General features: G+C 67.5%; 11 protein-coding genes. 9 read left to right on the top strand and 2 right to left on the bottom strand.

Annotated elements, in window-relative coordinates; translation table 11 throughout:
* Position 1 precedes the first annotated feature (1 nt).
* Positions 2-1,015 carry an NAD-dependent epimerase/dehydratase family protein gene (locus tag ACFWPS_RS43920; protein ID WP_383717022.1) on the bottom strand — a complete coding sequence of 338 codons (1,014 nt, stop codon included), beginning with the start codon at positions 1,013-1,015 and terminating at the stop codon, positions 2-4.
* A 1,299-nt stretch (positions 1,016-2,314) separates the two neighbouring features.
* Here ACFWPS_RS43920 and ACFWPS_RS43925 point away from each other — a divergent pair.
* The 4 genes from ACFWPS_RS43925 (at position 2,315) to ACFWPS_RS43940 (ending at position 6,030) form a co-directional block, all read left to right on the top strand.
* Positions 2,315-2,851 (top strand): hypothetical protein, encoded by a 537-nt coding sequence (locus ACFWPS_RS43925; protein WP_383717025.1) that lies wholly within the window; start codon positions 2,315-2,317, stop codon positions 2,849-2,851.
* 3 nt (positions 2,852-2,854) lie between these two features.
* Positions 2,855-3,967 (top strand): MAB_1171c family putative transporter, encoded by a 1,113-nt coding sequence (locus tag ACFWPS_RS43930; RefSeq protein WP_383717028.1) that lies wholly within the window; start codon positions 2,855-2,857, stop codon positions 3,965-3,967.
* Positions 3,968-3,996: 29 nt separating this feature from the next.
* Complete coding sequence (locus tag ACFWPS_RS43935; protein WP_383717031.1) at positions 3,997-5,196, top strand: amidohydrolase family protein; 1,200 nt, start codon at positions 3,997-3,999, stop codon at positions 5,194-5,196.
* A gap of 309 nt (positions 5,197-5,505) precedes the next feature.
* Positions 5,506-6,030, top strand: a complete 525-nt coding sequence (locus ACFWPS_RS43940) for a peptidylprolyl isomerase (RefSeq protein ID WP_383717033.1) — start codon at positions 5,506-5,508, stop codon at positions 6,028-6,030.
* Positions 6,031-6,201: 171 nt separating this feature from the next.
* Here the strand turns inward: ACFWPS_RS43940 and ACFWPS_RS43945 are convergent, their stop codons facing one another.
* The gene (locus ACFWPS_RS43945; RefSeq protein ID WP_383717036.1) at positions 6,202-7,104 is read right to left on the bottom strand and encodes a helix-turn-helix transcriptional regulator; all 903 of its coding nucleotides are present in this window, start codon (positions 7,102-7,104) and stop codon (positions 6,202-6,204) included.
* Positions 7,105-8,221: 1,117 nt separating this feature from the next.
* Here ACFWPS_RS43945 and ACFWPS_RS43950 point away from each other — a divergent pair.
* The 5 genes from ACFWPS_RS43950 to ACFWPS_RS43970 all read left to right on the top strand — a co-directional run bounded on the left by ACFWPS_RS43950 (position 8,222) and on the right by ACFWPS_RS43970 (position 11,881).
* On the top strand, positions 8,222-9,163 hold the full coding sequence (locus ACFWPS_RS43950) for a hypothetical protein (RefSeq protein WP_383717038.1): 942 nt from the start codon (positions 8,222-8,224) through the stop codon (positions 9,161-9,163).
* On the top strand, positions 9,163-9,870 hold the full coding sequence (locus ACFWPS_RS43955; RefSeq protein WP_383717041.1) for an ATP-binding protein: 708 nt from the start codon (positions 9,163-9,165) through the stop codon (positions 9,868-9,870). The genes ACFWPS_RS43950 and ACFWPS_RS43955 overlap by 1 nt, the downstream gene beginning before the upstream one ends.
* Before the next feature lie 99 nt (positions 9,871-9,969).
* The gene (locus tag ACFWPS_RS43960; protein ID WP_383717043.1) at positions 9,970-10,557 is read left to right on the top strand and encodes a WhiB family transcriptional regulator; all 588 of its coding nucleotides are present in this window, start codon (positions 9,970-9,972) and stop codon (positions 10,555-10,557) included.
* Positions 10,554-11,564, top strand: coding sequence for a DUF2637 domain-containing protein (locus ACFWPS_RS43965; protein WP_383717045.1), 1,011 nt, complete (start codon positions 10,554-10,556; stop codon positions 11,562-11,564). Before ACFWPS_RS43960 ends, ACFWPS_RS43965 begins: the two co-directional genes overlap by 4 nt.
* A gap of 92 nt (positions 11,565-11,656) precedes the next feature.
* The gene (locus tag ACFWPS_RS43970) at positions 11,657-11,881 is read left to right on the top strand and encodes a hypothetical protein (protein ID WP_383717048.1); all 225 of its coding nucleotides are present in this window, start codon (positions 11,657-11,659) and stop codon (positions 11,879-11,881) included.
* Positions 11,882-12,024 lie beyond the last annotated feature (143 nt).

Consider the following 12,024-nt stretch of genomic DNA (forward strand, 5'->3'; position numbering starts at 1 on the left):
CCTACAGCGAGGCCAGGATCTTCGCCTCCTTCTCCGGGGCGATCCCGTGTTCGGCCCACCGCGGGTGGTCCACGGGACGCCCGTCCCCGGCCCACCACCGCCACGTCTCCCGGATGGTGTCGGCAAGCGGCCGGCACCGAAGCCCCGCAGCCACTGCGCGGCTGGAGTCAACGGCCCACACGCCCGCGTGAGTACGCCACAGGGGGAGCTCCGTCCACTGCTTCACACCCTGCTCGATCAGCACCGCCGGGTCGACCCATACCGGTGCCCCGGCACCGCCCGTCTCGGTAAGGCAGGCTTCGAGGAAGCCGCGGAAGGTGATGCCTTCGGGGTGGGCGACGTTGAAGCCGCCTCCCGAGGAGCTCGCCGCCTGGTCGAGGGCGAACCTCGCTACATCTCGAACGTCTACCGGTTGGATGCGCTGCTCGGCCGGGGCGGGTGCGAGGATGCGGCCGCCGCGCTCGGCTCGCTCCAGCCACCAGGGCAGTCGGCCAACATACTCGCCCGGGCCCAGGATCACCCCAGGGCGCAGCAACACCGCAGCGGTGCCGAACACTTCGGTCACGGCGCGCTCCCCGCCGGCCTTTTGGAATCCGTACTGGGTGGGCGAGCCGTCCGGGCCGGTGTAACCGTAGGACTCGTCGGCGTCCGACGGGCAGTCGAGCAGCAATGAGGCGTCGGTGAGCGGCTGGTGGGGCCATCCCTCGTACACGGACACGGTCGAGATGTGCACCCACCGGCGGGCGACCGGCCGCAGCGTGGTCGCGGCCGCCAGGACGTCGCGCGGAGGCAGTTCCGAACTCGACGTGTCGATGACGGCATCCCAAGCCCCCTGCGCTGCAAGGCGCGTCAGGTCGACCCGGCTCGTACGGTCTCCGTGAATTGCCTCCACGCCGTCCACATCGCGGCCAGAGCGCCCGCGATTGAAGGTGGTGACCTCCCACCCTCGCGCCAGTGCGCCCTCCACGACGTGCTTGCCCAGGAACCAAGTCCCGCCCATGACCAGAAGTCTCATGGGTTGATCCTGCCGTGCAGCCGGAGGTCGAGGGAAGCAGCCTTGGCCGATGCGGCTGTCCCGTCGGCGAGTGGAGCGCTTCGGGCTGCCGTCGCCGCCGGGAGGTTGAGGACGGGATCCTGGAGAACTGATCGCTCCTCTCAGCCCTAGCAGGGCGCATGGGCACCTCGTGGGGAGCACGGGAGCTCCGTTTGTTGTCCGTGGCGCCGTTCTCGGTGACGACCGGGTCGAGGACAGTGCGAGCCCAACCGGCGACCTCCCCCTCAGCGTCGACCCGGTGATCGAGGTTGAGGCAGACAACGCCGTCGCTATCGCGGACGAACCCGAGCCCGGCACCCGCCCACGAGCGGGCGGCGTCCCACTACTTCGACCAGGAGGGGGGTGATGCTGCTCGCCGACGCCCCGTCCACGATTACTGGCGCTTGGCAACTGCATTTGCATGTGATAACGCAAGCGATGTCTGCATAGGCATCGATCGCAGCGCCAACGGATAACGAGATGTGAGCTTCCCTCAGGGGCGGATTGATGGCAGGTGTTCGAATGGTGCTCTCAATGTAACTCTGAGTATCAGAGTGCCTGGCTGGATCCGTCTGCCCACACGGTCGGGCAGGGTGACGCGGCAGTTTGGGGAAGTGGCGCACCTGTGATCACCCGCACGCTCAATACTGCCTCGATTGGGTGAGTGTTCTATCGTCGACTAAGTGCCTATATGACTGAAATGCCCTAACGCTCATAGTTTCGAAATGATAACGGAAATGTGCGTTCGGTGGACGGGGTGACCAATATGAACACAAGGACAAGTGGCAGCTCAGAGTCTTGATCGACATAAGGAATGCGTCATTTGTTGGTGTTTGTGTGAGTGGTTCCAGCCCTCTTTTGTGTCACGCAGGGTGGCATCCGGCGCTTGATCCTTTACGGGCCTCGCGTAAGGTCCAAGAGGTTCCCGGGGGCTCCCCGAAGGGCTTCGATCGGTTGATCTCTGTTCGCGCTTGCGATCAAGGAGGTCCGAGGGAGTCTCGGATCTCCTCGCAATCCGATCGCGTCGGGCGGCCGCTCCTCTTGGACGGTGCCGGTCTTGATGCGGTCACCTTCATGCGGTTGCACCGGGGACGGAAACATCTTTGACCCGTGGTGGCTGACGCTCGGCTCCAAGTGCGGGCGACGTTCAGCCGGTACGAAGGGATTGCGCACATGTCTCCGGGAAAATGCCCCCCTGACGAACCGGAATCAACGGTTCCCGTTAGGTGGCGGTTGGGGCGTCGGCGGCTGGGTCGGTGGCGTACGGCCGAGAAGCGCACCGTGGAGCGTGGCCTCCACCGTCGACTGCGGCACGAGTTGCGCAGTCTCGGTATCGTCCCGCCGCTGGACGTGGATGAGTTGGCCAGGGCGCTCGGCGACCGGCGTGGACGTCCGATGATCCTGCGCCCCTTCGCGCTGGAAAAGCCCGGACCTTCGGGACTGTGGGTCGAGATGCCGAAACAGGACGTGATCTTCTACCAGAAGGAAACGACCTCGTTGCATCAGCGGCAGATCATCCTCCACGAGCTCCTCCACATCCTCGTCGATGAGTGGGAGGAAGGCCGTGAGGCCGTCGAGGGGGCTCCGGACGAGTTCGTAGAGGAGTGGTCAGCCCTCATGCCTGTGCTGGACCCGAAGCTGATCCGGCGGGTCGCTACCCGTTGCTCGTACGAGGACGCGGAGGAGTGTTCGGTCGAGCTGGCGGCCACGATCATCCTGGAGTGGTCCTCGGTGGTGGATGCCCTTCCGCCGCTGTCGGAGGACCCGAGAGTGCGTCGGGTTCAGTCTGCTCTGAGTGACCGGCGAGGGTGGTTGTAGGTCGTGGCGTACCTTCTGTTGATCATCGCGGTCGCGGTCGCGTGGCGGCTCTATCTGTGGTTCCGTGCTCCGCACGACGCTCCCACACGGTCGGTGGCGTGCGCCTTCCTCTGCATGGGGCTGTCGTACCCAGTGGCGATGCCGGGAGGCGCCAGCGGGATCGACACCCTTGCCGGGCACGGGATGGCCAGGCTCGCCCAGAACCTGTTGCTGTTGCTGGCGGTGTACTTCCTGATGTGCTTCTACCTCTACTCTGCGGACGGATCGACAGCGCGTCGTCGAGCTCGGTGGGAAGCCGTCGTCATGGTCCTGGTTGCGGTGGCGATTACGGCGGCGGCTGTGACCGTGCCGCGGGACGAACTCGGCAAGCCGTACGTCACGGTGGACATGACGGTCCCCCAGATCTTCCTCTTCTACACCGTCGCCGGCCTGTACCTGATGTACGCGATTGGCGCCGCCGCATGGTGGTCCGCTGCCTACGCCCGCATGTCGCGCCGTCCCCACGCCACGGGCTTGTGGATGGCCGCGATCGGCTTGGGTGGGATGGCTGCGGCCTGCGCGATCCGCGCGGTCTTCGTCACGGTCCGGTGGAACGGTGGCTCTGTGCCGTATCGGGTCAACACATATGCGTCGCTCTTGCTGGTCGTAGCCAGCCTCCTCTTCGCCGCAGGCGTCACGTACTCGGTGGCCCGCGCCAGGATCACCGCTACCCGGCTCTGGCTGCGTCGGCGACGCGATCACCGTCGGCTGGCCCCCTTGTGGCAGCTGCTGATCGAGGTCTATCCCCAGAACCACCTGCGCCCAGCTTCGTTGGGACTGTGGGATCGCTGGCGGGCACGTGGTGTCCACCGCCGGTACCACCGCCGGATAGTGGAATGCCGGGACGGACTGGTCGACATCAGCCCGTACGTGGTGGGCAGGGGAGAAGGCATGAACCTGCTGGACCTTGAACCCACTCAGCTGGCCGAGTGCCTACGCGTCGCGGCCGACATGATCAAGAACGATGTGCCGGCACCGGGGCCGGCGGTCGCCCTGGCGGTACCGAAGGGGGACGACCGGGATGAGGACGTCCGCCAGTTGATCGCGGTGGCGGAAGTGCTTCGGCTGACCGCGTAACCAATGGGAGAACGAGGAGACGAGACGACATGCTGATCACGGCCGGACGGATCTTGACCGGTTCCGGGACGTACCTGCAGGACGGCGCCATCCGCGTTGAGGGCGCCACGATCACAGCGGTCGGACCCCGTACGCAGTTCGACGTCCACGCCGGCGTGGACGAGACGCACCTCGCGTTTCCCGACGCGACGGTCGTCCCCGGGCTCATCGACGCGCACGTTCATCTGGTGTTCGACGGCAGCAGCGATCCGGTGGCCGCTCTCCGCGCTTCGGATGACGAGCACCTCCTGTCGGAGATGCGCCGTCGAGCCGGGCAACTCGTCCGCAGCGGCGTGACGACCGTCCGGGACCTGGGCGACCGTAACCACCTGGCGCTCCGTCTGAACGAGGAGATCGGCATCGGCGGCACGCCCGGTCCTCAGATCGTGTCCGCGGGCACCCCGTTGACCAGGCCTGGAGGCCACTGCTACTTCCTCGGCGGCGAGGTATCCGGCGAGGCAGCAGTCCGCGACCTGGTGCGAAGCAACCTGGCGGCGGGTGCCGGCGTGATCAAAGTCATGGCGACCGGCGGCGGCCTGACCAAGGACGGGCCGAAGAGCTGGCAGAGCCAGTTCTCGGAGGACGAGCTTCGCGCGCTCGTGGACGAGGCGCATCAGGCCGGCGTGCCCGTGGCCGCGCACGCCCACGGGGTGGACGGCATCACGGCCGTCGTGGACGCCGGCGTGGACACCATCGAGCACTGCTCCTGGATGACGGAGGACGGCTTCGGCCTGCGTCGCAACGTGCTCAAAAAGATCATCGATCAGGACATCGCCGTCTGCCCGGCTGTCAGCCCCCACTGGCAGATGGTGCCGCGTGTCTTCGGCGAGGAGCGGGCGAAGGTCCTTTTCGGGCAGGTCCGGGAGATGGCCGAAGCCGGAGTCAAACTCATCGCCGGTACCGACGCAGGAGTTCAGCGGACCGGGTTCGACGGGTCGCTCGTACCCGCCCTCGCGTTCTACGCGCACCTGGGTATGCCGAACGAAAGTATCATCGATATGGCAACCGTCCACGCTGCCGACGCGCTGGGACTCAGCAGCTCGACCGGCCGTATTGCTTCCGGCTTCCGCGCCGACCTGCTGGTCGTCGACGGAGATCCGCTGACCGGCCTCAATGCCCTCCAGGAGATCCGTGCAGTGATCGCCGCCGGGCGGGTACAGGAACCAGGATCTGGGCCTGATCAGCCGTAGCCCCTGCGGCGGCCAGCGGCTCACGGAGGGTCGTCCAGACCAGGCGAAGCCGCCTTCATCGTCGTCTCATTCCACCGTGCGACGGCTGCATCGTGACCTTCGCTGACGAGTCGTAGACCGTCAGACTTCACCAGCGGAACGACGATGACGGTGCGCGGGCCGTCATCCGCCGACTCCGACGGACCACCAGCCACGCCGGACGCATTCGATGGTGTCTGCCGTTTGAGCGTACGGCTGGTGTGTCTTCACGCTGACCTGCGAAGTTGTGCAGTTCCATGTGCGGGGACACGGATGACGGGACGGAAGTCCATGGTGGAAGAGCTGACCGCCACGTTGCATACAACGCTGGGGCAGATCGTCGTGAGGTTGCTTCCGGAGTCAGCGCCGGAGACGGTCGCGAGCTTCAGCGGCCTGGCCCGCGGGACCTGGACGTGGCGAGACCCGCGGACGGGTGAACTGGGCTTCGGGCCGCTCTACAGCGGAACGATCTTCCACCGGGTGGTCGCCGGCCTCATGATCCAGGGAGGCGATCCTCAGGCCGACGGCACCGGAGGACCTGGCTGGGAGTTCCCGGACGAAATCGATCCGGCAGTGAATTTCGACCGGCCGTACATGGTGGCCATGACCACCACGGCTCCGGACACGGTCGGCTCACAGTTCTTCATCACCCTCAGGCCGGCACCGCATCTCAACGGCCAGCACACGATCATCGGGGAAGTGATCAAGGGACAAGAGGTCGTGCACGCCATCGCGAAGATCCCTACCGGCAGCAATGGCCGGCCCATCACGGATGTCGTCGTCCGGTTCATCAAAATCGACCGACCCCAGACCTGATTCCGTCCAACGGGTTCCAAGCACATCGCAGCGCCCACGAGCGGCACCCGGCGACGGTACCGGCGCTGTCCGGCCTTGGATCAGGCTGATAGGTAGCCGAGCCGGACCGTCATCGAGGTCCCCACCAGCGACACAGCCCGTCCGCAGTGCGCGCTGGCTTCCGGACAGGCGTCACTTGCCTGTGCCCGTCTCCTTCTCCTCCAGCTCTGCAACCAACTCGTTGACCAGCGCCATGGCTTTCGGCGACAGCCCCTGTGCGCCGAGGCCACGAGCTCTCACTCGGCCCACGGCTCCCTTCTTGGCGGCCGCCAGGAGCTGAAGACCCTCGTAGACCTGGGCCGCCACGGTGTCATCCGGTTCGAAATACATCCGTGAGACACCGACGACAGCCGCCAGCGCGTCCAACACGGCGGGCGATGCGGATTCGGCGACGCCGGTACGGAGGTCCCGGAACTCCTGCTCGGTGATGATCTGGGCTCCGGCATGGGCGTTCACCGCATCGGTCATTTCCGCGTCAGAGGGAGGCCCAGGAGGGCTGGGGTACGAGTTGTCCAGGAGCAGAGTGACCTTCTCGGCCAGCGATTCAGGAGGGCCGTCAAGAACCGTGCCCGCCGTCTCTCCCGACAGTTCTGGTTCGTCGACACGCAGGCCCTGCGCCTTGGCGATCGATCTGGCCTCAGCTTGCCGCAGCTCCTCCTCGCTGACCCCGTACGCCGACGCCAACGCGGGTACATACCTGTCCTTCAGGCGTCGCTCGCCACGTTCGGCCGCCGCCACTGGGCCGGCGCTTCGGGTTCCGATCAGCGCGGCTGTCTCGTACTGGTAATAGCCGACATCGCAGCGCAGATCGGTCAGATCGGGGGGCCCGGACCGCGGGAACAGGTCGTTCAGGTCCCGGCCGAGAGCGCGGGCCAAGGCGGGCAGTTTCTCCGGATCAGGAGTCTGCGCACCGCTCTCCCAGCTCGCGACCGCGGAGTCGGAGACACCCAGAGCCTCGCCCACGGCGGCCTGGTAGATCTCGGCGGCTCGCCGGACCGTACGCAGACGGCTCCGGTCGAAGTGGCGGGCGGGCATCTGACCTCGCTTTTTATGCAAGCTGGAGTCGATCCAGCATGTTGACTTTTTCTCTAGCCGGGAATAGCTTCAGCTTAGCGAAGGGCGAGTGGCGCTGCACGCCGTCTCGGTCCTCGTCTTCGATCCCGTCAAGGCTCCCGGCCGAGACGGGGTCGCCGGAACGCAAGCGCGGTATCCCGCGCGCGGAGGGCGCCCGGAATGGGAGCGGCGTCGGGGGACCCCGACCCTCGTGCGCTGGAGCGTGTGCGGCTTCGAACTTGGACGGCGCGAAAGGCGTACCTCTGCCATGCCCTGCCCAGAACGAAGATTTGTGAGTGGCCGTTATGTGAGGAGCGTGGCATGTCTTGGCTGCGTTGAACGGACGGCAGAATCCGCATCCGGAGGATTCGATCCGGAGGGCTGTGCTCGGCGCGGCCTTCCGTCGTGAGCTGCTCCAACTCAGCGGTATATGTCGAGTTGGCGTCAGCGTCCGTCGATGTCCGCTGTCCGCTGGAGTGTTCACCAGCTACTGCATATGTTGCTGGTCCAACGCCGGCATCGCCTAGCGGCGCTCCGCCAACGGAGGGAAACGGAACCAAGCCCAGCGTCAACTCTGCCATTTCCAGCAGGAAATGAGAACGGCGCCCAGGAGTTAGCGGCTCCTGAGCGCCGAGCCCGCCACCCCTGAGGGTGCGGATTCATAACCGGGGCGAGTCGGCTGGCCTTTTCGACGAGAACGGCCGTCCCACCCCACCTACGAGTGAGGAATTCTCGCATGCCCGCGTCCCAAGGCGGAAGGGCGATCGCAGCCCGGCCCGCCACGGCCGTTGATCCCGCTGACGGCTTCCGCCAACCACGCCTGGCTCTCCTCCTGGCGGAGATGGTGCCCGGTGCCCGCATCATCCGCGTCTCGCAGCACCAGCCCAGCCAGACCTGGCCGAGTCCCTACACCCACGCGTATGACGAGCAAGGGCAGCCCGTACTTCTCAACCGGACTCGGCGAGTTGTCGCCGGCCGCTGGGTGATCCGAGCCTTTCCCGAGGTGAACTGGGATGAGGTGCATGACCTCGACTTGGCCACCGGGTCGATGCATCCCACCGCGTGTGGCTTCGCGTCATCGGACGGGGGCCGTTGACCCGTGGCCCGGATACGAACGATCAAGCCCGAGGCCTTCTCATCCGAGTCGCTCGCCGCCGTCTCCCTCGCCGCCGAGCGGACGTTCTTCGGCCTCCTCACCCAGGCCGACGACCACGGTCGCTTTCGTGACCAGCCCGCCGTGATCACTGGCCTGCTGTGGTCGCTGCGCCCGGGACACGGTCCCGTGGACGTCGAGGACGACCTGACCCAACTCGCTAACGCCCGTCTGATCTGCCGCTACGAAGGGGGTGACGGAAAGCGGTACCTGCACATCGTCACCTGGCGCCAGCACCAGAAGATCAACCGGCCGAGCGGTGTTCGATTCCCGGCCTGCCCGCACCACGACGTCGAACATTCCACCTCGGCCACGCCACGAACTCACGGAGACGTCACGGAGTCCTCCGTGGAGCCGCGCGGAGGACTCCGTGAGGGTTCACGCATCGCGCACGAGCCTCCCATCCATCACGAAGCCGCAGCTCAGAGCGTTCTCCGTGAGCCCTCGCAGAGTGCTCGTGGAGGACTCAGTGAGCCCTCGGTGAGCCCTCATGGTCCGGATCTAGGACCTAGGAACCTGGATCTAGGAACTACTTCTCCTTCGGAGGCCGCCAGCGGCCCCGCACCGGAGGCTGTCTCGACCCAGCAGCTCATGGCCGAGTACGCCGCCTCCTGCGCCCACCGGCCGCCCAGCGGCGTGCTCGGTCACCTTGGCCGAGAGACAGCCAAGCTCCTCGCCGAGGGCATCGATCCGGACCACATCCGGGCCGGGCTGGCTCGCCACCGGGCGAAGGGACTGCACCCGAGCACCTTGCCGAGTCTGGTCCACGAGGCCATGAACGCCACCTCCGCCGGTTTGGCGCGGACGGAATCGCGGCCTAACGTGCCCGGTCACCGGGCCTGGGCCAATCCCGCCGACCCTGCCGCCGCCTACGCCGAGGAGCTGTGATGCGCGACCATGACGTCCAGCCCGTCGGCGGCATCGCCCGCCGCTTGGCCAACATCCTGACCGCCCGGGGCATCGATCCGGCCGCTTCGCTCACCGACGTGGCCGAGCCCAACCCCGCCCTCCAAGCAGCGCAGGACCGCATCCCGGCTCGATACCGGGCCGCGGTCGCCGACCATCCAGCGGTCGCTGCCTGGGCCAGGGAGATCGCCGAGGCCGGCCGTCCCGGGCCCGAGGGTGCCCCAGGCATCGCGCAGGGCCGCTCGCTGCTGATCGTGGGCACCACCGGCACGGGCAAGACCCACCAGGCTTACGGCGCGATCCGGTCCCTGCTCCTCGCCGGAGTCCGGCTGCGCTGGAAGGCGACCACGGCCGCCGACCTGTACGCCGAGCTGCGGCCCCGCCCTGGCCACGACGGCGAGAGGGAACTGATGGACTTGGCACGCTGCCCGCTGCTCATCATCGACGACCTCGGCGCTGCGAAGAACAGCGAGTGGACCGAGGAGATCACGATGCGGCTCATCAACCGCCGCTACAACGAGATGCTCCCGACGCTGATCACCACCAATCTCGGCATGGTGGACCTGCGCCAGCACGTCGGCGACCGCATTGCCTCCCGGCTGACCGAGATGAGCGACAAGGTCATCCTCGACGGCCCTGACCGCAGACGAGCCCTGGCAGCCGAGCGTCGCCGCATCGTTGCCGCCTGACCTCTGCCGCGACCGACTGCCACCGGTTCCCCCTCGTTCACGCACCAACCCTGGGACGCGCACGCCCAAACGCGCCCAAGGCCACCGGAGACCCCCACCATGCACAGCACCGAGAACCACATGCCGCGCGCCCTCGGCGACCTCACTTGGCACGACAGCGCCGCCTGCCGCTCGACGCCCCATCACCAGGTCGATCCCGACATCTTCTTCCCCGAGCCGGACGAGATGGACCTCATCCGAGCTGCCAAGGCCCTGTGCGCGCAGTGCCCCGTCCGGTCCACCTGCCTGGACGCCGCCCTCGAAAACGGAGACCGCGACGGCATCCGGGGAGGCATGACCGAAGAGGAACGTGACCCCCTGCACCGCAACCTCCAAAGCCGTTTCGACTACGCCCGCGTGAACGCCGTGCTGGCCGGCCGCGACATCCACCTCACGCAGACCGAACGCGATGCCGTCGTCCGCGCCGCCTACCAGGCCGGGGTTCCGGCCGAGCGGCTCGCCTGGCTGCTCAAGGTCACCGAGGAGCACGCCGAGAAGCTCTACCGCCGCACCCGCCGGGAGATCCGCAACCGGGCCGTCGACCAGAAGAGGGCCAGCAAGGGGAAGAGGCCCAAGAGCCCTACGAAGGTGTTCAAGGCACCCGCAGCCGAGACACCCGCACGCGACGACCTCGGGACGGCCGCGTGAACCCCAGCGTGTCGGCTCCGGCGCGGATCACTGGCTGGGACCGAGCCGCAATCGTCGCCCTCGGCGGCGCCGGATGCGCGCTCTCGTACGACGCCCTGCAACAGATGGCCACTGCCATCCACGTCCGAGCACCCCTCACCTTCGTCTTCCCCCTGGTGATCGACGGCTTCATCGCCTACGGCGTACGCGCGCTCCTGGTCCTGCGCGCCGCCTCCTTCGCCGCCCGCCTGTACGTGTGGACACTGTTCGGCACGGCGACGGCCGCCAGCATCTGGGCCAACGCCCTACACGCCGTACGTCTCAACCAGCAGCGTCCAGAAGGCGGCGGACTACGGCTCGGCGATGTCACCGTCGGCGCCCTGTCGACCATCGCGCCGCTCGCCCTGGCCGGAGCCGTCCACCTCTACATCCTCATAGCCCGGAGGGTCACCGAAGCCGTTCACCGCGGACACCCGGACACTCTCGAGGGCCGGACCGACCGGATCGCCGCTGACCGGCTGATGTCCCCGCGAGCGGCGGACGGACAGCGGCCAGCCCCTGTCACCTCCGAGCACTCGGCCGCGCTCTCACCGTCGGAGAGCAGCCCACCGGCGGTCACCTCCGGCCCCTCGCGACCGACATCGACTGACCGAGCGGAACCGTCCGGAGACCTGGGGAGCGGCATGGAGCCGAGGCCCGCCCACCGTGGTGACACTGCTGACCTGGGCGGACAGCCGGTCAGTAGACCTGCCCCGGTAACCCGCCCACGGCTGGCCGCCCGCTCGGTCACCGGCCCGGACAGCTTCTCGGAGACCTCGGACAACGGCGCCCCGGACACCGTCCCGCAGACGGACACCCTCCTGTCGATCGCCCGCCAGGCGGTCGCCGACACGGGCAAGGTCACCCGCGAGGTCGTCGCGGACGCCATCCGCGGACAGGGCAAGACGCTGGCCAACGACCGGTTGACCGCCCTGATGCAACAACTCCGCGCAGAGACCGGCCAGCACTCGGCCACCGAGACCGCCTGACCGAAGAACTCGGACGGGTGGGCGGACGACGGTGACAGCCGGGCCGCCCACCTGCACCCCACCGACTCACGTCCATGAACCGGAGACTCACGATGCGCACCGCACCATCCACCCCCGCCGAAGCCGAGGCCTGGATCACCGTGCTCCTGCGGTACGGACACCTACACCGCGCTGAACCCGGCCCCGACGACACCCGGACTGTGCAGCGCACCCCCGCCGACACGCCCCGCACCCTCCACCACCCGGTCCTGGCCCTCGACTTCGTCGCCGAAGTCCTCCACGAGGTGCGCCGTACGAAGGCCCAGACGCCCCGATGACACGCTTCGAGCCCTCCGATACCTCCTGCGGCCTGGGGCCGGATCACTGCCTGGCATGCGGCCGAGCAAGCTATCGCGTACGACGGTCCTACGGTCCGTCGTACGCACTTGCCCCCGCCCGGGAGTGCGGGGGAGGCCCGGCT

It is taken from the genome of Streptomyces sp. NPDC058457 (genome assembly GCF_042720695.1).
Taxonomy (GTDB): domain Bacteria; phylum Actinomycetota; class Actinomycetes; order Streptomycetales; family Streptomycetaceae; genus Streptomyces.

Bases quoted from the DNA above. Each gene is read 5' to 3' on its own strand.
- ACFWPS_RS43945 (WP_383717036.1), bottom strand. From the start codon at position 7,104: ATGCCCGCCCGCCACTTCGACCGGAGCCGTCTGCGTACGGTCCGGCGA.
- ACFWPS_RS43960 (WP_383717043.1), top strand. From the start codon at position 9,970: ATGCACAGCACCGAGAACCACATGCCGCGCGCCCTCGGCGACCTCACT.
- ACFWPS_RS43955 (WP_383717041.1), top strand. From the start codon at position 9,163: ATGCGCGACCATGACGTCCAGCCCGTCGGCGGCATCGCCCGCCGCTTG.
- ACFWPS_RS43970 (WP_383717048.1), top strand. From the start codon at position 11,657: ATGCGCACCGCACCATCCACCCCCGCCGAAGCCGAGGCCTGGATCACC.
- ACFWPS_RS43935 (WP_383717031.1), top strand. From the start codon at position 3,997: ATGCTGATCACGGCCGGACGGATCTTGACCGGTTCCGGGACGTACCTG.
- ACFWPS_RS43940 (WP_383717033.1), top strand. From the start codon at position 5,506: ATGGTGGAAGAGCTGACCGCCACGTTGCATACAACGCTGGGGCAGATC.
- ACFWPS_RS43920 (WP_383717022.1), bottom strand. From the start codon at position 1,015: ATGAGACTTCTGGTCATGGGCGGGACTTGGTTCCTGGGCAAGCACGTC.